Source organism: Allobosea spartocytisi, assembly GCF_014764685.1.
In the GTDB taxonomy this organism is placed as follows: domain Bacteria; phylum Pseudomonadota; class Alphaproteobacteria; order Rhizobiales; family Beijerinckiaceae; genus Allobosea; species Allobosea spartocytisi.
In genome coordinates, this window is the sequence record NZ_JACXWY010000003.1 from 105,540 (window position 1) to 127,806 (window position 22,267).

General features: G+C 67.7%; 21 protein-coding genes. 4 read left to right on the forward strand and 17 right to left on the reverse strand.

Annotated elements, in window-relative coordinates; all coding sequences use genetic code 11:
• Window positions 1-5 precede the first annotated feature (5 nt).
• The 10 genes from IED13_RS05865 to IED13_RS05910 form a co-directional block, all read right to left on the reverse strand.
• Window positions 6-971 (reverse strand): 2-hydroxyacid dehydrogenase, encoded by a 966-nt coding sequence (locus IED13_RS05865; RefSeq protein ID WP_191123661.1) that lies wholly within the window; start codon window positions 969-971, stop codon window positions 6-8.
• Window positions 972-1,027: 56 nt separating this feature from the next.
• Window positions 1,028-1,705: an RraA family protein gene (locus tag IED13_RS05870; RefSeq protein WP_038364631.1), complete on the reverse strand. Its 678-nt coding sequence runs from the start codon at window positions 1,703-1,705 to the stop codon at window positions 1,028-1,030.
• 68 nt (window positions 1,706-1,773) lie between these two features.
• The gene (locus IED13_RS05875) at window positions 1,774-2,562 is read right to left on the reverse strand and encodes an ABC transporter permease (protein ID WP_038364633.1); all 789 of its coding nucleotides are present in this window, start codon (window positions 2,560-2,562) and stop codon (window positions 1,774-1,776) included.
• On the reverse strand, window positions 2,559-3,401 hold the full coding sequence (locus IED13_RS05880) for an ABC transporter permease (protein ID WP_191123662.1): 843 nt from the start codon (window positions 3,399-3,401) through the stop codon (window positions 2,559-2,561). Before IED13_RS05880 ends, IED13_RS05875 begins: the two co-directional genes overlap by 4 nt.
• Window positions 3,398-4,453 (reverse strand): ABC transporter ATP-binding protein, encoded by a 1,056-nt coding sequence (locus IED13_RS05885; RefSeq protein ID WP_191123663.1) that lies wholly within the window; start codon window positions 4,451-4,453, stop codon window positions 3,398-3,400. Before IED13_RS05885 ends, IED13_RS05880 begins: the two co-directional genes overlap by 4 nt.
• A gap of 21 nt (window positions 4,454-4,474) precedes the next feature.
• Window positions 4,475-5,530: an extracellular solute-binding protein gene (locus IED13_RS05890; protein WP_210323522.1), complete on the reverse strand. Its 1,056-nt coding sequence runs from the start codon at window positions 5,528-5,530 to the stop codon at window positions 4,475-4,477.
• A gap of 77 nt (window positions 5,531-5,607) precedes the next feature.
• Window positions 5,608-6,435, reverse strand: coding sequence for a creatininase family protein (locus IED13_RS05895; RefSeq protein WP_038364642.1), 828 nt, complete (start codon window positions 6,433-6,435; stop codon window positions 5,608-5,610).
• A gap of 44 nt (window positions 6,436-6,479) precedes the next feature.
• Window positions 6,480-7,307 (reverse strand): ABC transporter permease, encoded by an 828-nt coding sequence (locus IED13_RS05900; protein ID WP_166652887.1) that lies wholly within the window; start codon window positions 7,305-7,307, stop codon window positions 6,480-6,482.
• The gene (locus IED13_RS05905; RefSeq protein WP_113253521.1) at window positions 7,304-8,257 is read right to left on the reverse strand and encodes an ABC transporter permease; all 954 of its coding nucleotides are present in this window, start codon (window positions 8,255-8,257) and stop codon (window positions 7,304-7,306) included. Before IED13_RS05905 ends, IED13_RS05900 begins: the two co-directional genes overlap by 4 nt.
• Window positions 8,254-9,786 carry an ABC transporter substrate-binding protein gene (locus IED13_RS05910; RefSeq protein WP_191123664.1) on the reverse strand — a complete coding sequence of 511 codons (1,533 nt, stop codon included), beginning with the start codon at window positions 9,784-9,786 and terminating at the stop codon, window positions 8,254-8,256. Before IED13_RS05910 ends, IED13_RS05905 begins: the two co-directional genes overlap by 4 nt.
• A gap of 240 nt (window positions 9,787-10,026) precedes the next feature.
• Between IED13_RS05910 and IED13_RS05915 the strand changes: the two genes are divergently transcribed.
• Entirely contained in the window at window positions 10,027-10,785 is a 759-nt protein-coding gene (locus tag IED13_RS05915) for a GntR family transcriptional regulator (RefSeq protein ID WP_210323523.1), read from the forward strand.
• Between the two features lie 96 nt (window positions 10,786-10,881).
• Here IED13_RS05915 and IED13_RS05920 read toward each other — a convergent pair whose 3' ends face one another.
• The gene (locus IED13_RS05920) at window positions 10,882-11,652 is read right to left on the reverse strand and encodes an SDR family NAD(P)-dependent oxidoreductase (RefSeq protein ID WP_191123665.1); all 771 of its coding nucleotides are present in this window, start codon (window positions 11,650-11,652) and stop codon (window positions 10,882-10,884) included.
• A gap of 129 nt (window positions 11,653-11,781) precedes the next feature.
• Between IED13_RS05920 and IED13_RS05925 the strand changes: the two genes are divergently transcribed.
• Window positions 11,782-12,117: a GIY-YIG nuclease family protein gene (locus tag IED13_RS05925; RefSeq protein ID WP_112761507.1), complete on the forward strand. Its 336-nt coding sequence runs from the start codon at window positions 11,782-11,784 to the stop codon at window positions 12,115-12,117.
• Between the two features lie 193 nt (window positions 12,118-12,310).
• Here the strand turns inward: IED13_RS05925 and IED13_RS05930 are convergent, their stop codons facing one another.
• The 6 genes from IED13_RS05930 to IED13_RS05955 form a co-directional block, all read right to left on the reverse strand.
• Window positions 12,311-13,249 (reverse strand): ABC transporter substrate-binding protein, encoded by a 939-nt coding sequence (locus IED13_RS05930; RefSeq protein WP_038364652.1) that lies wholly within the window; start codon window positions 13,247-13,249, stop codon window positions 12,311-12,313.
• 96 nt (window positions 13,250-13,345) lie between these two features.
• Window positions 13,346-14,293: an ABC transporter permease gene (locus tag IED13_RS05935; RefSeq protein ID WP_248312482.1), complete on the reverse strand. Its 948-nt coding sequence runs from the start codon at window positions 14,291-14,293 to the stop codon at window positions 13,346-13,348.
• Between the two features lie 77 nt (window positions 14,294-14,370).
• Window positions 14,371-15,939 carry a sugar ABC transporter ATP-binding protein gene (locus tag IED13_RS05940; RefSeq protein WP_191123666.1) on the reverse strand — a complete coding sequence of 523 codons (1,569 nt, stop codon included), beginning with the start codon at window positions 15,937-15,939 and terminating at the stop codon, window positions 14,371-14,373.
• Entirely contained in the window at window positions 15,924-17,096 is a 1,173-nt protein-coding gene (locus IED13_RS05945; RefSeq protein WP_191123667.1) for a Gfo/Idh/MocA family protein, read from the reverse strand. Before IED13_RS05945 ends, IED13_RS05940 begins: the two co-directional genes overlap by 16 nt.
• A gap of 10 nt (window positions 17,097-17,106) precedes the next feature.
• Window positions 17,107-18,162: a sugar phosphate isomerase/epimerase family protein gene (locus tag IED13_RS05950; protein WP_142022329.1), complete on the reverse strand. Its 1,056-nt coding sequence runs from the start codon at window positions 18,160-18,162 to the stop codon at window positions 17,107-17,109.
• A 116-nt stretch (window positions 18,163-18,278) separates the two neighbouring features.
• Window positions 18,279-19,301 (reverse strand): LacI family DNA-binding transcriptional regulator, encoded by a 1,023-nt coding sequence (locus IED13_RS05955; protein ID WP_142022330.1) that lies wholly within the window; start codon window positions 19,299-19,301, stop codon window positions 18,279-18,281.
• A 139-nt stretch (window positions 19,302-19,440) separates the two neighbouring features.
• Here IED13_RS05955 and xylA point away from each other — a divergent pair, with 139 nt between their 5' ends.
• Window positions 19,441-20,748, forward strand: a complete 1,308-nt coding sequence (gene xylA, locus IED13_RS05960; RefSeq protein WP_142022331.1) for a xylose isomerase — start codon at window positions 19,441-19,443, stop codon at window positions 20,746-20,748.
• Window positions 20,749-20,757: 9 nt separating this feature from the next.
• The gene (xylB, locus tag IED13_RS05965) at window positions 20,758-22,206 is read left to right on the forward strand and encodes a xylulokinase (RefSeq protein ID WP_191123668.1); all 1,449 of its coding nucleotides are present in this window, start codon (window positions 20,758-20,760) and stop codon (window positions 22,204-22,206) included.
• Window positions 22,207-22,267: the final 61 nt, after the last annotated feature.

Here is a 22,267-nt window from a genome sequence, read left to right on the forward strand (position 1 = left end):
GCCGGTCAGACGACGATGTCGCGCTCCGGCACGGGCTCGCCGCGCGAGACATGCACCATGTTGGCGAACATGCGCTTGACCGTCGGCGCGAAATTATCGGCCGCCATGGCGGCGAGATGCGGCGTCACCACGATATTGTCGAGGGTCAGCAACTCGCTGTCCGGCGGCAGCGGCTCGACCGAATAGACGTCCATCGCGGCGCCCGCGATCTCCCGCGCCCGCAGCGCCGTGACCAGATCGGCTTCGTTGACCACCCCGCCGCGGGCGGCGTTGACCAGCACCGCCGTCTTCTTCATCGCCTTGAGGGCGGCAGAATCGATCAGGTTCGTGGTCTCCGGCGTCAGCGGGCAGTGCAGCGAGACGACATCGGCCTCCGCCAGGATCTGCGCCAGCGAGGCGTGGCTGACACCGAGCTCGGCCTCCTCAGCGGCGCTGAGCGGCGTGCGCTTGCTGTAGAGGATCTTGCAGCCGAAGCCCTTCAGCAGCTTGGCGACGTTCTTGCCGATGGCGCCGAAGCCGACGATGCCGACCGTCTTGCCGGAGAGCATGTAGGTGTCGCCGGGCAGCCTGCCGGTCGCCCAACGGCCCTGTCTCAGCTCCTCATGGCCATAGGCGATGAAGCGCAGCGAGGACAGCATCAGCCCGAGCGCGAATTCGGCGACCGGAACGGCGTTGGAGCCGGTGGTGCGCGCGACCCTGATGCCGAGTTCCTTGGCCGCCGCGACGTCGATATTGTCGTAGCCGACGCCCCATTTGTGCAGGAGCTTCAGCTTCCTGCCCGCCGCCAGCACCTCGCGCGAGACGCCGACCTGCCCGGAGATGGCATAGTCGGCCTCGGCGATGATCTCCTTCATATGCTCATCGCCGCGCGCCGTGCCATGGGTCAGGACGAAGCCCGGCGGCAGGAGCGCGCGCAGGCGGTCGGCGCGCTCCGGCGTCGTCATATCGAGCAGGACGATGGTCTCAGACATCATGGGATTCCGGTCTTGAAGGCGAAGGTGTCGTGGGGGCTTCGGGACGAGGCGGCTCAGCCGTTCTGGGCCAGCGCGTCGAGCACCATCTTGGTGGCGCCGGAGATGTCGCCGAGCTTCTCGCCGGCCTTGACGCGGTTTTGCGTCTTCTCGCCGCGCTCCTGCCGGGCGATGGCCGCGTCGGCAATCGCCTCGGCCTCCTCGCGGGGCAGCACCAGCACGCCGGATTCGTCGGCCAGGATGACGTCCCCCGCCTTCACCGGCACATTGCCGCAGGAGATGGGATGGTTGAGCGTGCCGCCGAGATTGTAGAGGCGGGTGGTGATCGGCGACATGCCGCGGCACCACATCGGGAAATCGGAATCCTGGATCTCGGTCAGATCGGTGCAGGGGCCGTCGACGATGCCGCCGAGCGCGCCGGCCGCCTTGGCCGCGACGGTGACGCCGCCGCCCCAGCAGGCGTGCTTGTCGTCACCCAGGCGGTCAACGACGAGGATGTCGCCCGGCCGGAGCAGCCCGAGCGCGTGATGCAGCAAAGTCGAATCCTGGCCGGGAATGGCGAGCGTCACCGCCGCGCCGGCGATGCGCTTCGTGCGCAGCAACGGCTGGATGCCGCGATCCATGAAGCCCCAATGCTGGGAGTGGCCGACGGTCGCGGTCTCGACCTTGAGCAGCTTCTCCACGAGCGCGGCCGGAAGCTGCTCGGGCATGGGGGCGATGCGGTAATCGGGCATGGTGTCTTCTCCTGAGGCATGATGCCGAAAAGTGGGGACCGGTTTTCGGACGACATGATGCTTCCAAGCTATCGTCCGACGGCGCGGGCGACGCCGACAAGGCGTTCGACCGCGACGACGACGATCAGCGTGGCGATGATGAGAACGACCGAAAGCGCCGCGATCAGCGGGTCGGTGCGGCCTTCGACATAGCGCACCATCTCGACCGGCAGGGTCGAGGCGCGCGGGCCGGCGATGAAGAGCGAGATCACCGTCTCGTCGAAGGAGAGCAGGAAGGACAGGCAGGCGCAGGCGATCAGACCCGGCGCCGCCAGCGGCAGCGTCACGCGCCGCACCACACGCCAGGGCGTGGCACCGAGCGTCGCGGCGGCCGCCTCGATGTCGTGCGGGAGGTTGGCGAGCGCCGTTGCCATCATCCGGATGACGAAGGGCACCGTCACGGTCATATGGCCGAGGACGAGGCCGGGCAGCGTCGCGGTGAGCCGGAGCGGCGTGAAGAACAGCAGCAATGCGAGGCCGGTGATCAGCGTCGGCAGCAGGAGGGGCGCAAGGAAGAAGCCGGTCAGCGCGTCCTTGCCGCGGAACTCGCCCTTGGCCAGTGCCAGCGCAGCGGGCACGCCGACGAGAAGCGAGCACAGCGTCACCACGCTCGCGACCTGCACGCTCAAGCCAAGCGCCGACAGCAGCGGAGCGTTCCCGGCGAGCGCCTGGAACCAGCGCAGCGAGTAGCCGGACGGCGGAAACAGAATGAAATTATCCGCCGAGAAGGCGAGTGTGAAGACCACGACGATCGGCGCCAGGATCAGCGCATAGACGAGTGCCGCGATGCCGGAGAGGACGGGGCCGGCGCCGTTCATCGCCTCAGCCTCCGGGCCAGCAGGTTGGAGAAGGCGAGCAGCACCAGCAGGAGCACGAGCGTGTAGAGCGCGAGCACCGCGGCCGCCGGCCAGTTGGTGTTGGTCGTCGCCTGCTCGAAGATTTCGGTCGCCAGCACGAAGACGCGCCCGCCGCCCAGCAGTTTCGGCGTGATATAGGCCGACATCGAGAGGACGAAGCCGAGTCCCGCCGCCAGCACGATGGCGGGCAGGCTGAGCGGCAGCGTGACGCGCAGGAAGGTTCGGAACGGCGAGGCACCGAGCGAGCGCGACGCCTCCTCCAGCGTCCGGTCGAGCTGGCCGAAGCCGGCGAGCAAGGCGAGGATCATGTAGGGCATGATGCTCTCGGCCAGGCCGATGGTGACGCCGGTCCAGTTGAAGACGAGCTTCAGCGGCGCCGAGATCAGGCCGAGCCATTGCAGCAGGCCGTTGACCAGCCCGCGGTCGCCGAGGATGGCGAGCCAGCCGAAGACGCGCACGACACCGGAGATCAGCATCGGCAGGATGGCGATCACGGCCAGGATGCTGCGCCAGCGCGAGGTCGTGCGGAACAGGAAGAGCGAGAGCGGATAGGCCAGGGCCAGCGCGATCGCCGTCGCGACGAGCGAGAGCCAGATCGAGTTCCAGGTCAATTCGAAGGTGAAGCCATCGGCGAAGGTGTCGGCAGCCGTCTTCAGCGACCAGGCCTCGACCAGCGCGCCGGTCGGGCCGACTTCGTTGAAGGCGTTGCGCAGCAGGAGCAGGGTCGGCCAGGCGTAGATGGCCAGCACGAAGAGTCCGGCCGGTACCAGCAGCAGCGGCAGTCGACGCGTCGCGCTCATGGCGCCTCGCGCGGGAAGGGCAGGCTGTCCTGCGCCCGCCAGATAACCGCGACCTCGGCGCCCTCAGCCAGCGCCGGGCTGCCCGACGGCATCTCGACCGTCAATTGCCCGCCCGCGCCCTCAACCAGCACCTCGACATGGTCGCCGACGAAGACACTGCGCAGGATGCGCCCGCTCACTCGGACATTCTCCGAGCCGACCGCTTCCGAAAGGGGAACGATACGCATGCGCTGCGGCCGGACGAAGACGTCGAATTCCCCGCTGGCGGGAGCGGCGACGGGCTGCGGCTCGTTCCAGAGCAGGACCTTGCCGTCAGGACCGCGCGTCGCCGGCAGGGCGTTGGCGCGTCCGACGAATTCGGCCACGAAGCGGGTCGCCGGGCGCTCGTAGATGTCCTCGGCCGTGCCGATCTGGGCGATGCGGCCGCGATGCATCACGGCGATGCGATCGCACATGGTCAGCGCCTCGACCTGATCATGCGTGACGAAGAGGGTGGTGATGCCGAGCGAGCGCTGGATCGAGCGGATCTCGTGGCGCATCGCGTCGCGCAGCTTGGCGTCGAGGTTGGAGAGGGATTCGTCGAGCAGCAGCACGGAAGGGTGGATCACCAGCGCGCGAGCCAGCGCCACGCGCTGCTGCTGCCCGCCGGAGAGCTCGCGCGGGCGGCGCTGGTCGAGCCCCGCGAGACGGACGAGCGCCAGCGCGTCCTCGACCTGCCGCGCGATCTCGGCCTTCGGCCGGCGACGCTCTTCCAGCCCGAAGGCGACGTTCCCAGCCACGCTCAGATGCGGAAACAGCGCATAGGACTGGAAGACATAGCCCATATTGCGCTTGTGAGCCGGCAAATTGGTCATCGCGATGCCATCGACACGGATTGCGCCGCGATCGGGCTCGACGAGCCCGGCCAGCATCCGCAAGGTCGTCGTCTTGCCGCAGCCGGAGGGGCCGAGCAGCGCGACCGCCTCGCCCTTCTCCACGGCGAGCGAGACGTCGTCGACTGCGACAGAGGCGCCATAGCGCTTCTGCAGCCCGGCAAGTTCGAGATAGCTCATCGTCGCTTACCCGTTGCCCGCTCAGCGCGCCGCCGCGATGACCTCGCGCCGCCAGCGATTGTTCCACTGGTCGCGCACCTTGAGGATGTCGTTCCAGTCGAGCGGGATCATGGTGGAGCGGCTTTCGGGCGCGGCGGCGGTGCGCGCGACGGCCTTGGCGTCGATCTGGGCCTTGGCGTTGGTCGGCGCGTAGAACATGCGCTCGGTGAAGGCCTTCTGCGCCGGCTGGGAGAGGGCGTGTCTGACGAAGGCGGCAGCGGCGGCGCGGTTCTTCGAGCCGGCGCTGAGGTTGATGGTGTTGATCTGGAAGACCGAGCCCTCGGGCGGCAGCAGCGTGCGGATCTTGCCGTTCGACTGATCGCCATAGAGCTGCGAGCGGGCGTTCCAGCCGGTCGCGACCTTGACGACGCCGTTCAGGATCAGCGAGTAGCCGTCCGGATTGGGCTCGAAGGTGTTGACCGAGGGGGCGAGCTCCCTGAGTTTCTTCATCGCGGCGTCGATCGATTTGCGATAGTCGCCGCCTTCCATCTTCTCGACCATGGCGGTCAGGGCCAGGCCCTGGATGTTCGGCGGGGCCGAAAGGGCGATCTGGCCCTTCAGATCCGGGCGCCAGAGATCGGCGAGCCTGGCGAGCGGCGGAGTCAGCGCCGCGTCGTAGACCAGCACGAGATGGTCGAAGGTCACGGCCGGGCCGAACTCGCCACCGGCCTTGCGCGCCTCCGGCAGCAATTCGTCGAGCACCGGGAACTCGGCCGGGGTGAGCTTCTCGAACAGGCCCTCGAGATTGCCGATGCTGGAGGTGGTGACGTCCATGATCGAGACGTCGATCTGCGGGTCGGCCTTCTGCGCGCGGATGGTGCCGACCATCTGGGCCGAGGTGCCGCCGGGCACGAAATTCACCTTCACGCCCGGATTGGCCGCGATGAAGGGCTCGATCACCGCCTTGGTGTAGTTGTCCTGGAAGATGCCGGAATAGGATTGCAGGGTGATCTGACCGCTGAGGCCCTGCGCGCGCAGAACGGCCGGCATGGCGATGGTCGCAAGACCCGTCTTGAGGATGAGGCGGCGTGTCGGCATGGGACCTCCTGCAACTGGCGAGTGCGAATGCGGGGCATGGGCGAGCCTGCCGCGGGCGACCGCGGCAGGCGGAATCGTCAGGCCGAGACCTTGCTGGCGAAATGCGCGATGAAACGGGCGCAGATATCGGTCAGCTTCTCGGTGAGGGCAGCGCCCGTCTCGGCCGAGCACAGGCGCGGATCGCCCTTGGCCACGCCGAGATTGTAGACCTCGTCGTATTCGTTGGGCATCGCGACCTCATGGCCCTCGAAGCTCGCCGTGCCGAGGCCGGTGAACTGCAGATCGAGAACCGGATCCTTCTTCAGCGGCTTGCCCTCCGGGATCAGATCCTTGCGGATCAGCTCGGGGAAGAGGTGCAGGCCGATCGAGGTCAGCGGATCGGAGCCGTGTCCGGCGACCGCCGCCGCCTTGTCGGCGCCGCCGAGGATGCCGGGCAGGAGGCCGTAGCCGATGCGCCAGAGATAAAGGCTCGGCAGCACGATCTGCTCGCGCAGATAGAGCTCGCGCGCGACCTCGGCGATCGGCCCGACATTGCCGCCATGGCCGTTGATGACGATGATCCGCGTCAGGCCGTTGCGGTGCAGCGACTCGACCATCTCGGCGATGACCTGTGTCAGCGTCGCCTGCGAGATGGCGATGCCTCCGGTCATGGCGCCGAACCAGTCGGCCCCGCCGAAGGGCAGGACGGGCGCCACCAGCGTGCGCGTACCGGCCTTGGTGGCGCGGATGGCGGCGAGCTCGGCGATCTTCTCGGCGAGAAGATAGTCGCCCATCGGCGCGTGCGGGCCCTGATCCTCATGGCTGCCCATCGGCAGCAGGATGACCGGGTTCGCTTCGAGAATCTGGCGGGCCTCCCCGCCCGTGATCGTCCCCATGTGAACGAGGGGATCTGTCTTGGCGGCCATGGCTTCGTCCTTCCTTCAGGCTTGATCTTGATAGGGCGGTGAGATCAGTGCTCCGCCGTGCGCGGATCGAGCAGATCGCGCAAGGCGTCGCAAAGCAGGTTCATGGCGAGGATGGTCAGCGTCAGCGCGGCGCAGGGCCAGAGCAGCAGCAGCGGGGCCTGCTCCATCGTCGCCCGCGCGCCGCGGATCATCAGCCCCCAGGAGGGCGATGGCGGCACGACGCCGAGGCCCAGGAAGGACAGGCCGCTCTCGATCACCACCGCCGCCGCGACCGCCAGCGAGAACTGCACCAGCAGCGGGCCGGCAATGTTCGGCAGCACGGTGCGGAATAGCAGATGCGTGGAGGTGGCGCCGAGCGCGCGCGTCGCCTCGACATAGTCGCGGCCCTTCACTGCCAGCACCTCGGCATAGGTCACGCGGGCGAAGCCCGGCACGTAGAGCACCGAGAGCACGAGCAGCAGCGTGCCTGCGCCCGGCCCGAGCAGCGTGACCACCAAGAGCGCCAGCAGTACCGGCGGAAAGCACATGATGATCTCGACGCTGCGCACGGTCAGGAAGGCGCCCCAGCTCCGGGTCCAGCCCCCGATCAGGCCGAGCGTGACCCCGAAGAGGCCGGCGACAACAGCCGAGGCGAAGGCGACGGAGAGGCTGGTGCGCGCGCCCCAGATCAGGCGCGAGAGCACGTCGCGGCCAAACTCGTCCCGGCCCAGCCAGGAGCCCGACATCGGGCCGGCGAGGCGCTGGGCGACATCCTGCCGGATCGGGTCCGGCAGCGGCAGGAGCGGGGCAGCGAGCGCGACGAGCACGATCAGGCCGACGACGCCGGCGGGCAGGATGAGGCGCCTCAGGCCCTTGGCGCGTGCGAGCCTCATGCCTGCACCCGCGGGTCGATCGCCGCATGGAGGAGCTCGACGGCGAGGTTGATCAGCAGGAACAGCACGGAGATCGTCAGGATGATGCCGACCACCATCGGGTAGTCGCGCCCCTCGACCGCCCGCAGCAGCGGCGTGGAGAGCCCCGGCCAGTTGAAGACATATTCGACCAGCACGGTACCGCCGAGCAGCGTGCCCATCTGCAGGCCGAGCACGGTGACGACCGGGTTCAGGGCGTTGCGCAGAACATGCACCACGAGGACGCGGCGGGGCGACAGCCCCTTGGCGCGAGCGGTGCGGACATAGTCATGGGCGAGCGCATCGAGCGTCGCCGCGCGCGTCATGCGAAACAGCACCGCCGCCAGGCCTTTCGCGATCGCGATGGCGGGCAGCGTCAGCAGCTTGAGATGCTGTGCCGGGTCCTGGGCCAAGGGAACATAGCCGCCCGCCGGCATGAGCCGCAGCGTCTGCGCCAGCAGCAGCACCAGCAGCGTACCGACGACGAAGACCGGCACGGCGAGCAGCAGCGCCGTGATCCAGGACGCCGCGCGGTCGAAGGCCCCACCGCGATGGACAGCCGCATAGACCCCAGCCGGCACGCCGAAGATAACGGCGATGACGGTGCCCGCGAGGATCAGCTCCAACGTGCGCGGCAGCCGCAGCCCGATCTCCTGCAGCACGGGGTAGTCATCGACGAGGGAGTTTCCGAGATCGCCGCGCAGCAGGCCCGCGAGGAAATGCCCGTATTGCGTGAGCAGCGGCAGGTCGAGGCCGAGCTTCTCGCGCAATTCCGCGACGGAGGCCGGATCGGGCGCCGCGCCCGAGGTCGAGAGCAGGAGCTCTGCCGGATCGCCCGGCACCATGTGCAGTGCCAGGAAGACGATGGTCGCGACCACCCAGGCCATCGCGAGCGTCAGCAGGACCCGCCGTGTCAGCCAGGCCGTGCTCATCCGAAATAGGTCTGCTCGAGCATGTTGCCGGAGGAGTTCGTCAGCGCACCGGGCAGGTTGACGAAGCCCATCACGTTCTTGTCCATGCCATAGCCCTGCTGGCGCCAGGCGAGGCCGACCAGCGGCACCTCCTCCAAGGCGGCGGCCTGCATCTCCTTGTAGATCGCGACGCGCTTGGCCTGGTCGAACTCGGCCCGGCCGCGCGCGAGGGCCGCGATGGTGCGGGGCGCATCGACCTTGAACGAGCGGCCATGCGCCGGCGATAGCGTGGTGTCGAGCACCACCGTCAGCCCGTCCGGATCGTTGTTGTCGGAGGAGACGCCGTGGATCGCCATGTCGTACTGGCCGCGCATGCCGCGGCTGACGCGGGTCGACCAGTCCGGCAATTGCAATTCGCACTGGATGCCGACCGCTGCCAGATGCTGCTGGACGATCTCGGCGGTGTCCTTGTGCATGCCGAACTGGGCGGTCGACAGCAGCGTCGTCTGGAAGCCGTTGGCGAAGCCGGCCTCGGCCAGCAACGCCTTGGAGCGGGCCGGATCGTAGTTCCAGCCATGGGCGAGCTTGTCGTCGTACCAGGGCGTACCCTCGACGATCGGCAGGCCTTCGAGCGGCTTGCCGCGGCCGAAGAAGGCAGCCTTGACGATGTCCTCGCGGCGCACGGCATGGGCGACGGCGCGGCGCACGCGCGGGTCGTTGAAGGGTGGCTTGGTGCCGTTGAAGAGCACGTCCATGAACGGCCCTTCCTGGTTGTCGAGCTTGAGGCGCGGATCGGCCTCCACCGCCGCCATCGACTGCCAGGGCACGTATTCGATCATGTCGACATCGCCGGACATCAACGCCGCGTTGCGCAGGTTCTCGTCGGCATAGACGACGAACTTGATGCCCTTGAGCTTGGGGAAACCCGGCTTGTAGAACTTGTCGAAGACCGCGAGGTCGAGCGAGGTGCCGCGCTCCTGCCCGACCAGCCGGAAGGGGCCGGCGCCGATCGGCTCGTTCGCCGTCGATTTCCGCGAGAGGATGAAGGTGTTGTAGTTGCCGAACCAGCTCGGCAGCGTCACCAGCGGCTCCTTGGTGACGAGACGGACCGTCGCCGGATCGGGAATCTCGACGCGCTCGATGCTCTGGAACTGGGCGCGCATATAGGCGGTCGATTTCTCGCCGGCGATCTGCTCGATCGACCATTTGACGTCGTCGGCGGTGACCGGGTCGCCGTTCTGGAAGACGCAGCCCGGGCGGAGCTTGAAGACCCAGGCCCCCTCGGCGTCACGCGACCAGGATTCGGCCAGTTCGCCGCGCAATTCCCCATCCGGCCCGTAGGAGACGAGGCTGCGATGGATCAGCATCTTGACCGTGCCGGCCGAGGCGCCGGTCGAGACCCAGGGCTGGAGATTGGGCGGAAAGGCGGAAAGGCCATAGCGGATGATGCCGTTCGCGCGCTGGGCCTGCGCGGACTGCCTGAACAAGGGCGAAACCAGTACCGGAGCGGCAAGACCGGCACCCAAGAGAGAACGGCGGGAGATGCTCATCGGCTGATCCTCTGCTCTGGCTGGCGCGCGTGCTGGCTGATCTCCGCGTCAGCCTGCGATGTGCAATCGCCATGCCGTGCCCGGCCGACGACAGCCGCGCGAATGCGGCGCCCGACAGGCCAAAACAGCATGAATCACAGTCGGCAGGTGCACGGCTTAACGTTCCCCGGCGCAGGTCGCGCGCCACAGAGGACGCGCCCTTCGCTTCTGATGCGTCACGTATACGTGGCGAATTTTTTGATGTCCACCGCCAACTCGGCATGGCATCATGTCGAAAAGGAATACGGTTTTCGGGACGATACGCTCATGGCGATGATCGAGCTTCAGGACGAGCCCGCCGAAGAGCGCGGCCGGCCGACGCGCGAGCGGGTCTATCTCTATGTCCGCGAGCAGATCCTGCGCGGCCGCTTCGTGGGGGGCTCCTTCGTCGAGGAAGAGCAGATCTCCTCGGCGCTGGGCGTCTCGCGCACGCCGGTGCGCGAAGCCTTCCACCGGCTCGAGGCCGAACGCTTCATCGATCTGCTGCCGCGCCGCGGCGCGCTGGTGCGGCAGGTGACGGCGCAGGAGCTCATCGATCTCTACGAAGCCCGGCGGATGATCGAGAGCCACGCCATCAGCCGGATCTGCCGTGAGGAAATCCCGCTGCCCGCCGAAATGGGCACCATCCTCGCGCAGCTCGACGAGCGGCCGGAGGGCGACTATTTCGGCCGGATCGAGCTCAACCGGGACTTCCATTTCGCCATGGTCGCCGCTGTCGGCAATGTGGTGCTGTCCGAGCTCTACCAGTCGCTCGGGGCGCGCCAGCAGCGCGTCGCGATGACGGCGATCAGCACGGATCCGAGCCGGATCGCGCGCATCCGCAAGGAACATCACGCGCTCATCGAGGCGCTGAGCGAGTATGACGAGGCGAAGGCGCTCGGCATCCTCGAACAGCATCTGCGGCCCATCATGGGCGTGTTGTCCCAGCTTCCGAACCGGACCGCGCCGGAATCGCCCTGACCGGCGCGGAGCGCCAAGGCTCAAGAGGTCGCCCGGCCACTCGACAGGTCGAAGACGCCTTCCGGCGCTGTGGCGTGATCAAGTATTAGGACGCCGTCAGAGCGACGAGACGAGGTGGCCGCCATCGACCTCGATGGTCGAGCCGGTGATGTAGCTGCCGGCTTGCGAGGCGAGCAGGAGCAGCGCCCCGTCGAGCTCCTCGGGCCGGCCCAGTCGCCGCTGCGGGATGCGGCGGATCAGGTTCTGGCCGGGCTCGCCGGCGAAGAAATCGCGATTGATGTCGGTCTCGATATAGCCGGGGCAGAGCGCATTGACCCGGATGCCGTCACGGGCCCATTCCAATGCCAGCGCCCTGGTGAGCTGAATCACGCCCGCCTTGGAGGCGGCATAGGCACTGACGCCGCCGGCGACGCGATGGCCGAGGATCGAGGCGATGTTCACGATCGCCCCGCCCCGGCCGGAGGCGCGCATGCCGCGCGCGACCGCCTGCGCCACCAGGAAGACGCCCTTGAGATTGGTGTCGAGGACGCGGTCCCATTCCTCCTCGCCCAGTTCGGCGGCCGGCGCGGCGCCGCTGATTCCGGCATTGTTGATCAGGATGTCGAAGGAATGGCCTTCCAGCGCTGTCCGGACGGAGCGCGCATCGGCAACATCGAGCGCGAGGCCCTGCGCCTCCCCGCCGGCATCAGCGATCTCCGCGCAGGCACAGTCGAGGGCAGCCTTGCGCCGGGCCGCCAGCGTCACGGCGACACCATAGCGCGCGAGCAGCCGTGCGAAATGAAGGCCGAGACCGCCGGAAGCTCCGGTCACGAGCGCGGTCTTGCCGGACAGGTCGCCGAAGAGAAGGACAGGTTCGCTCTCGCTCATCGGTCAACCTTCGGACGAGCGGAGCCGAGGATCAAGCGGCGGCGTTGCCGACAATATACCCGGATAAATTTCTTGCCCTATTAATATCCGGGTTATATTACGCATCTCGATCCCCCGACGAGGCCAGCCATGCGCAGTGAAGAGAAGAAGGCGGCCGTTGCCGCCTACAAGGAACGCAAGACGGCGGCGGGCATCTATCTGCTGCGCTGCGAGCCGAGCGGCCAGCGCTGGGTCGGCCGCGCGACCGATCTCGGCAGCATCGAGAACCGGCTGCGCTTCACCTTGCGCCACCGCAGCCATACCCATCGCGGGCTTCAGGCCGCCTGGGACGCGCATGGGCCGGAGGCCTTCCGGCTGGAGGAGCTGGAGCGGCTCGACGAGGAGAGCCTCGCCTATGTGCGCGACCGCCTTCTCAAGGAACGGCTCGGCCATTGGCTGGCAAAGCTCGGTGCCGAGGCGATCTGACATCCAGCCTGGATCGGTGGCGTTCCGGCATGGATCTCGGGTCAATCCCGGGATGACAGTGCGGTTCCCGTATGAAATCGATGCAATCTCAAAAGCAAAAGGGCTCCGGAGCGCCTCTGCTCCGGAGCCCTCATGCCGCATCGCAGCTTGCCGGGAAGGAACTCTCCCGGTCATCCGCCGCTCCGATCTGCGCTCAGAACGGCGAATCGGGGAAATAGAACTCGCTCGCATTCTCCTTGGTGACGAGCGTCGCGTCCAGAATGTAGCGGCCGCGCACCGGCACCTTGTCGTAGAAATTCGCGACGGTGAGCTCGAGTGCCGTCGCGATCATCGCCGGCGGGTAGAGCACGTTGACGGGGATCATCTTGTCGCCGTCGGCGACGCGCTTGATCATCTCCTTCATGCCGGCGCCGCCGATGACCATCTTGACGTCGGTGCGCTTGGCCTGGGAGATCGCCTCGAGCACGCCGACCGCCATGTCGTCGTCCTGGCACCAGACGGCGTCGATCTTCGGATACTTCGTCAGGTAGTCCTGCATCACCTTGAAGGCGTCGTCGCGCGACCAGTTGCCGAACTGCTTTTCCAGCACCTTGATGCCGCTGCCGGCGATGGCTGCGTCAAAACCCTTCTGGCGCTCCTCGTCGATGACGATCGGCAGGCCGCGGATGACGACGATGTCGCCCTTGCCGAGCTTCTCCTTGAGATAGAGGCCGGCGACGCGGCCGAGCTCGGGATTGTTGCCGGCGACATAGAGGTCCTGGATCGTCGGATCCGTCAGCGCCCGGTCGACGACCGTGACGAAGACACCCTTCTTCTTCACCGCCCGGATCGGGTCGGTGAGCTCATCGGAATTGTGCGGGAGGGTGACGAGCGCGTCGATCTTCTGCGTCGTCAGATCCTCCAGCGCATTGGCCTGGGAGGCACCGTTCGGCGAGGTCTTCACGATGATCTTGAGACCGGGATGATTGGCCTGAAGGATCTTGGCGGCGCGCTCGGCGTGATAGACCACGCCGCCGGTCCAGCCATGGTCGGCGGCCGGAATGGACACCGCGATGGTGACGTTCTTCTGCTGTGCCTGGGCAAGCGTCGCCGTCAGAGCGGCGGCCGCGAGGCCCATCATGATCCTGCGCATTGTCTCACTCCCTTGCTTCTTGTGGTTATCGGGTTCGGGCCTTTGGATCGGAACCGGCGGGAGCCCTGTGCCGCCGGCCGTATCGGAATGCGGGCGTCAGCTCCTCCGCATCAGCGATTTCTGGACGAGCATGGCGATGACGATGATCACGCCCTGGACGGCGCCGATCAGGTATTCGCTGACCAGGCTCGACAGCACCATGATGTTGCCGACGACCTCGAGCATGAAAGCGCCGCAGATCGTGCCCCAGATCCGGCCGACGCCACCGCGCAGCGCCGTGCCGCCGATGACGACAGCCGTGATCGCCTGCAATTCCCAGAGCAGGCCGGTCGTCGCGGTCGCCGCGCCCAGCCGGGGCACATAGACGATCACCGCGATGGCGACGCAGACACCCTGGATGACATAGGTCAGCGCCCGCACCCGCCCGACATGGACGCCGGAATAGCGCGCGACGTCCTCGTTCGAGCCGACCGCGATGACATGGCGACCGAAGGCCGTGCGGTAGAGGATGAAGGCGCCGACGAGCCCGACCACCGCCATGATCAGGACCGGCACCGGCAGGCCAAAGACGGTACCGGTATAGATCGGCCGCAGCAGCCCGCGGACGTCCGGGGATTTGACCGCGATCGAGCCGCCATCGGCGAGCCAGGTCGTGACCGAGCGGAAGATCGCCATGGTGCCGAGCGTGACGATGAAGGGTTCTATCCGCCCGAGCACCGTCACCGCGCCGTTGGCGAAGCCCGCCAGGCCACCGACGAGGATCGCGACGCCCATCGCCGCGCCGATTAGCAGCGTGCCGCCATCGAGCCCGCCGCCGTTCAGGAACAGGATCATGATGCCGGCGACCAGCGCCGCCGACGAGCCGACGGAGAGATCGAGCCCGCCGGCCGAGATCACGAAGGTCGCACCCACCGCGATGATCGCGATGAAGGAGGAGCGCGTCAGCACGTTCATCAGGTTGTTGGTGGTGAGGAAATTCGGGTTGAGCAGCGCGCCGAGCAGGAACAGCGCTGCGAGCGCGATGAAGGGCGCGACCGCCGCCATGTCGATCTCGCCGAAGAATCGGGCCAGGCCGCTGCGGCCGCCATCCTTGTCGAGGTCGAGTGGCCGGGCTTCGTCGGTCATGGCTGGGCTGCCCTCATGGATGTGTCACCCGCCATGGCACTGACGCCGGTGGCATGGACGACGATTTCGTCCTCGGTCATCGCCTCGCCTGCGACCTCGCCGGCGAGGCGGCCGGCGCGCATCACCAGGATACGATGGCAGATGCCGATCAATTCCTGCATCTCCGAGGAGATGACGATGACAGCCTTCCCCTCCGCCGCCAGCTTCGCGATGAAGCGATAGATCTGCTGCTTGGTGCCGATGTCGATGCCGCGTGTCGGCTCGTCGATGATGACGATCTCGGGCGCGAGCAGCATCATCTTGGCGAGCAGGAGCTTCTGCTGGTTGCCGCCCGAAAGCTGGCCGGCGAGCATCTCCTTGCGTCTCGCCCGGATATCGAAGGCACCGATGGCGGCGTCGAGCTCGCGCTCCTCGGCCTGCCGGTCGATGAAGCCATGTCGCAGGAAGCGGCGCAGCGCCGCGAGCGTCAGGTTGACCCGCAGGTTCTGGCCGAGCAGCAGGCCCTTTCCCTTCCGGTCCTCGCTCAGATAGACGATTCCGGCCCGCATGCTCTCGCGCACCGATCCCAGGCGGATCGGCCTGCCTTCGACCGAGACCGCGCCATGGGCGGGACGCAAGCCGGTGACGCCCTCGATCAGCTCGGTGCGGCCGGCGCCGATCAACCCGGCGAAGCCGAGGATCTCACCCTTGCGCAAGGTGAAGGAGATATCGGCCGCGAAGCCCGGCACGGAGAGATCGCGAACCTCCAGGGCGATAGCGCCGGGCGGCGCCTCGCTGCGCTGGGGATAGAGCTGCGCCATGTCGCGCCCGACCATCAACCGGGCCATCTCGACGGGCGAGAGGGTGTCCGCGTCGCGCGTCGCGATCAGCCGGCCGTCGCGCAGCACGGTGATGCGGTCGGCGATGGCGGCGACCTCGGGCAGGCGATGGGAGATATAGAGGATGGCGACGCCGCGCGCCTTCAGAGCGCGGATGACCTTGAGCAGCGCCTCGGTCTCGATGGGGGTCAGCGACGCTGTCGGCTCGTCGAAGATGACGACGCGGTGCGGCACAGCCAAGGCGCGGGCGATCTGGACGAGCTGGCGCCGGGCAATGGAGAGGCGGGAGACCAGCGCCCTCGGGTCGATGTCGACGCCGAGCTGGCGCAGCGCCGCGGCGGCCTGCGCATTCATGGCGCGGTCGTCGACCATCAGGCCGCGCTTCAATTCGCGGCCGAGAAAGATGTTCTGAGCCACGGTGAGATGCGGCGCGAGCAGGATTTCCTGATGCACCAGCACGATGCCGCGGCTCTCGGCATCGACGGGGCCCGCGAAATGCACGGCCTCGCCGTCGATCTCGATCGCCCCGCGCGTCGGCGCGAGATGGCCGGAAATCAGCTTCATCAGCGTCGATTTGCCGGCTCCGTTTTCGCCGATGACGGCATGGACCTCGCCGGCCGCCAGCGCGAGCCCGACATCGGTCAGCACCTCGACCGGGCCGAAGGCCTTGGCGACGCCCCGCGCCGCCAGCACGGGCGGGCTGGCACCCGGCGGTGCGCCACCGTGATGGATCAGAGGCTCGTCCATCGCCCGCCCGCCTTGGAGGAGGCCACCGCCGCCTCGATGAAGGCCATGCCGGCAAGCCCGTCCTCGACCGTCGGATAGGTCACGGCCGGATCGGGCTTGGCGCCGCCACGCGCGGCGATGATCGCGTCGGCCGCTTCGCTGTAGATCGTCGCGAAGCCTTCGAGATAACCCTCGGGGTGGCCGCTCGGGATACGCGTCACCCGCGCGGCTTCGGAGAGGGCGCCGGCGCCGCCGCGCGTCAGCAGGCGCTTGGGCTCGCCGAAGGGCGTGAACCAGAGCTGGTTCGGGTTCTCCTGCGCCCATTCGAGGCCGCCCTTGCTGCCATAGACGCGCAGCTTCAGCCCGTTCTCGTTGCCGGGCGCGACCTGGCTCGCCCAGAGCGCGCCCTTGGCGCCGCCCTCGAAGCGCAAGAGGATCTGGACATCGTCATCGAGCGCACGGCCCTCGACGAAGCTCGTCAGCTCCGCGCAGAGCTCCTTGAGCTTCAGGCCGGTGACGAAGCTCGCGAGATTATAGGCGTGAGTGCCGATATCGCCGAGCGCACCGCCAGCACCGGCCTGTTTCGGATCGGTGCGCCAGGCGGCCTGCTTCTGGCCGGTCGCCTCGGTCTTCTCGGTCAGCCAGTCCTGGGCGTATTCGACCTGGACCAGACGGAGCGTGCCGAGCGCGCCGCTCGCGACCAGCGCGCGCGCCTGCCGCACCAGCGGATAGCCGGTGTAGTTGTGGGTGACCACGAAGAGCCTGCCGCTCTCGCGCACAAGGGCGGCGAGATCGCGCGCCTCCGCCAGCGTCGTCGTCAGCGGCTTGTCGCAGATGATGTGGATGCCGGCCTTCAGGAAGGCACGCGCAACCGGCGCATGCATGTGATTGGGCGTGACGATCGAGACGGCCTCGATGCCGTCCGGCCGCGCCGCCTCGGCCTTGGCCATCTCCTCATAGGAACCATAGGCGCGCTCTTCCGCGAGGCCGAGCTCGCGCGCCGAAGCCTTCGCCCGTGCGGGCTCCGAGGAGAGCGCCCCGGCGACCAGCTCGTAGCGGTCGTCGAGCCGGGCTGCGATGCGATGCACCCCGCCGATGAAGGCGCCCTGCCCGCCGCCGACCATGCCAAGGCGGATGCGGTGGCCGAAGCCCGTCTGCCTGCCTGCTTCGATAACCATGCGCGCCTCCTCAGCCGATGCCCAGCAGGCGGCGATTAGCGGCCTCGTCGGTGCCGGCACCGGCGAAATCGTCGAAGGCGCGCTCGGTGACGCGGATGATGTGGCTGCGGATGAACTCCGAACCCTCGCGCGCGCCGTCCTCCGGGTGCTTCAGCGCGCATTCCCATTCGAGCACGGCCCAGCCGGCGAAGTCGTTCGCCGCCATCTTCGAGAAGATCGACCCGAAATCGACCTGCCCGTCACCGAGCGAGCGGAAGCGCCCGGCCCGGTCGACCCAGTTGGCATAGCCGGAATAGACGCCCTGGCGGCCGGTCGGGTTGAACTCGGCATCCTTCACATGGAAGGCCTTGATGCGCTCGCGGTAGATATCGATGAAGGCGAGATAGTCGAGCTGCTGCAGCACGAAATGGCTGGGGTCGTAGAGGATGTTGGCGCGGGGATGCTGCCCGACATGGTCGAGGAACATCTCGAAGGTCGTGCCGTCGAACAGGTCCTCGCCCGGATGCAGTTCGAAGCAGGCATCGACGCCGTTCTCGTCGAAGACGTCGAGGATCGGCCGCCAGCGCTTGCCGAGTTCGGCGAAGGCGGTCTCGATCAGCCCGGTCGGGCGCTGCGGGAAGGGGTAGAGGAAGGGCCAGGCGAGCGCGCCGGAGAAGGTCGCATGGGCGTCGAGGCCGAGATGGCGCGAGGCGCGGGCGGCGCGCTTCAACTGGTCGACCGCCCAGGCCTGCCGCACCTTGGGATTGCCGCGCACCTCCGGGGCCGCGAAACCGTCGAGCATCTCGTCATAGACCGGATGGGCGGCGACGAGCTGACCCTGCAGATGGGTCGAAAGCTCGGTGATCGCCAAGCCGTGGGAGCGGGCGATGCCGGCGATCTCGTCGCAATAATCCTTGGAGTCCGAAGCCTTCTTCAGATCGAAGAGGCGCCCGTCCCAGCTCGGGATCTGCACGCCCTCATAGCCGAGCGATCCGGCCCAGGCGCAGATCGCCTCGAACGAGTCGAACGGAGCGGCGTCGCTCGCGAACTGGGCGAGAAAAATCGCCGGTCCCTTGATCGTTTTCATCCCTCGTCTCCTCCCGTCGGCCTTTCGGAAACTGCCGTTCCGCTCAGCCGTCCATCGTCTGCCCGCCTCTAGGTCTTACTCGCCAGTTTTGCGGTGCGTACCTCAGATTGCCATGCTCAAGGCAAGTTGTCTCGCAAAAACACGTCAATGCGGATTCGCTCCTGCCCCGGCACGATCGGCGCGCCTTCGCGGGTCGATTGCAGCACGCGCGCGACGCTGCGGGCCATGTGGCCGGCATCCTGGTTGATGATCGCGTCGATGGTGCCGCGCACGAGATGGCGCCGCGCAAGAGGCGTCAACTCATGGGCGATGAAGACGACCTCCCGCGCCCGGCCCGAGGCTTCGAGCGCCGCAACGACGCCGGACTGGCCGCCGCCGGCGCTGTAGATCGCGACGAGATCGGGATGGTCGGCCAGTAGGGCGCGGGCGGCGCTTTCGACGCGACTGTTGTCGTCTCGCCCTTCACGCAGCGGCAGCACCTGCAGATTCGGATATTCGCGGGCGATGACCTGCTCGAAGCCATATTGCCGCTCGATATGGTCACGCAGCGCCAGCGAGCCGGCGATCAGCCCGACCTTGCCCGACCCATGCACGAAACGGCCGATCAGATTGGCGGCGGTGCGCCCGGCCGCGACATTGTCGATGCCGACGAAATGGCTGCGCCGGCTCGACGGCAGATCGGAAACCAGCGTCAGCACCGTGACACCGGCCGCGACCAGATTGTTGATCGCCTCGACGACGGCGGGATGATCGAGCGCCACCACGGCAAGACCGTCGATCGTCGCGGGCAATTCCTCGATGGCGGCGGCCAGCAGGGGGCCGTCGAAGACGTCGACCTGCTGCACGGAGAGCTTGATCCGCTCATGCCGCAGCCGCGCGCCAGTCTCGCGCAACTCGCCCTCCAACATCTTCATGAAGTCGTTTTCGCCGGTGGGCAGGATGATCCGGAAATCGTAGTCGCGGCCGCGCGCCAGCCGCGAGGCGTGGCGATCCGGATGAAAATCGAGCGCCTTCACCGCTGCCTGGACGCGCTCGACGGTGCGAGCATGGACGCCGGAACGGCCGTTCATCACGCGGTCGACCGTGGCGAGGCTGACCCCTGCCTCGCTCGCGACATCCTGCAGCGTGGTCCGCGCCATGCGCCACCCTCCCCTTCCCAAAGCGATAAAGACGGGATTAGATGTGCGCAACTCAAAATGATGGGTCACACCTGAAATATCGAGGCATTTCTCCAAGCCTCGCAGGTGCAGGCCCGAGCTTCCAAGCCGAGGGAACGCCATGAGCTATTTCACCGATCTGCCCGCGATCCGTTTCGAGGGACCGGAGAGCCGCAACCCGCTGGCCTATCGCTACTACGAGCCTGATCGCCTCGTGCTGGGTCAGCCGATGGCGGAGATCCTTCGCCCTTGCGTGGCCTATTGGCACAGCTTCTGCTGGCCCGGCAGCGACGTCTTCGGCAGCGGCACCTTCGAACGGCCGTGGCTCGGCGGGCCCGATACGCTCGCCATGGCGGAAACCAAGGCCGATGCCGCCTTCGACTTCTTCGCCAAGCTTGGCGCACCCTATTTCGCCTTCCACGATGTCGACGCCGTGCCGCTGGGGCGCAGCATCCGCGAAGGCTGGTCCAATCTCGATGCCATCGCCGACCGCTTTGCCGGGCATATGGAGCGGACGGGGGTGAAACTGCTCTGGGGCACGGCCAATCTGTTCTCGCATCCGCGCTATGCCGCGGGCGCCGCGACCAATCCCGACCCGCACATCTTCGCCCATGCCGCCGCGCAGGTGCGCGCCGTGCTCGATGTGACGAAGCGGCTCGGCGGCACCAACTACGTGCTCTGGGGCGGACGCGAGGGTTATGAGACGCTGCTCAACACCGATCTGAAGCGCGAACTCGACCAGCTCGGCCGCTTCCTCGCGCTGGTCGTCGAGCACAAGCACAGGATCGGCTTCACCGGCACGCTCCTGATCGAGCCAAAGCCCTGCGAGCCGACCAAGCATCAATATGATTTCGACGCCGCGACGGTGCACGGCTTTCTCTCGCGTTACGATCTCGTCGGCGAGGTGAAGCTTAACATCGAGGCCAACCACGCGACGCTCGCCGGCCACAGCTTCGAGCATGAGATCGCCTATGCGCTGGCGCATGACCTGCTCGGCAGTCTCGACATCAACCGCGGCGACCCCCAGAACGGCTGGGACACCGACCAGTTCCCGAACGACCTCAACGAGATGACGCTGGTGCTCTACCGCATCCTGCAGGCGGGGGGCTTGAAGACCGGCGGCTTCAATTTCGACGCCAAGGTGCGGCGCCAGTCGATCGATGCCATCGACCTGCTGCATGCCCATGTCGGCGGGTTTGATTTGCTGGCGCGAGCGCTGCTCAACGCCGAGAGGCTGATCGTGGATGGCGGCCTCGCCGATTTCGTCTCGCGCCGCTATGCCGGCTGGGACGGCGGCTTCGGACAGGACATCCTCGCCGGGCGGCTCTCGCTCGCGGAGATCGCCGAGAAGGCGGCTGCCGGACCGGAGCCGCATCCCGTGTCGGGGCGGCAGGAGATGCTGGAGAACCTCGTGCAGCGCTTCATCTGAGGCGCGGCGATGTTCCTGGGCATCGATCTCGGCACCTCCTCGCTCAAGGCCGTGCTTGTCGACACGGACGAGCGCGTCGTCGCGGAGGCGAGCGAGCCGCTCACCGTCTCGCGGCCACAGCCGCTCTGGTCCGAACAGAACCCCGAGGATTGGTGGCAGGCGCTAGACCGAGTGCTCAGGCGGCTCAAGGCTGAACGGCCGGCGGAGATGGCGGGAGCGCGCGGTCTCGGCCTCAGCGGCCAGATGCATGGCGCCGTGCTGCTCGATGCGCAGGACCGGGTCCTGCGCCCGGCCATTCTCTGGAATGACGGGCGCAGCGGCGCCGAGTGCCGGTTGCTGGAGGAGCGCGAACCGCGCTCACGCGCGATCACCGGCAACCTCGCCATGCCCGGCTTCACCGCGCCGAAGCTGGTCTGGGTGCAGCGGCACGAGCCCGAGATTTTCGCCGGCATCGCCAAGGTGCTGCTGCCGAAGGATTATCTGCGGCTGCGCCTGACCGGCGAGCCGATCTCCGAGATGTCGGACAGCGCCGGCACGCTCTGGCTCGACGTCGCGGCACGGCGCTGGTCGCAAGCGATGCTCGACGCGACCGGGCTCTCCGAGACGGCAATGCCGCGCCTCGTCGAGGGCAGCGAGCCCGGCGGGGTATTGCGTGACGCGCTCGCAACCGCATGGGGCCTGCCGAAAGGCGTCATCGTCGCGGGCGGGGCCGGCGACAATGCGGCCGGCGCTGTCGGCATCGGCGCGATCACGCCGGGGCAAGGCTTTCTGTCGCTCGGCACGTCCGGCGTGATCTTCACGACCAGCGCCGCCTATTCGGCCAATCCCGCGCAGGCGGTGCACAGCTTCTGCCATGCCCTGCCTGGCCTCTGGCACCAGATGGCGGTGATGCTGAGCGCCGCTTCGAGCCTGAGCTGGGTCAGCGGCGTGACCGGCACGACGGAAGCGGCACTGCTGGATGAGATTGCCAACGAGACCGACCGGCCGGGCGAGGTCGTCTTCCTGCCCTATCTCTCCGGCGAGCGGACGCCGCACAACGACCCGCAGGCGACCGGACTCTTCGCCGGGCTCACCCATGGCACGCGGCGCAGCGATCTCGGCCGGGCCGTGCTGGAGGGCGTCGGCTTCAGCTTCGCCGACGGGCTCGCCGCCCTCGAGGCAGTGGGGCCGCGCATCGAGACGCTGAGCGTGATCGGCGGCGGGGCGCGCTCGGCGCTCTGGGGCGAAATTCTGGCTGCGATCCTCGACCGGCCGCTGGAATACCGCGCCGGCGGCGAAAGAGGCGGTGCCTTCGGGGCGGCGCGATTGGCGCGGCTTGCCGTCACCGGCGAGGCGCCGGAGGCGCTATGCAAGCCGCCGGCGCTGGAGAGGGTGGTCACGCCGCGCGCCGAGTGGAGCGAGGCTTATCAGCGGCTTTATGCGCGCTACCGCGCGGCCTATCGACGCGAGAGCGTCTGACGCTTCCAGTCAACACCAGAACCTCCGCGTCATCCCGGCTTGACCCGGGATCTATGCCAGA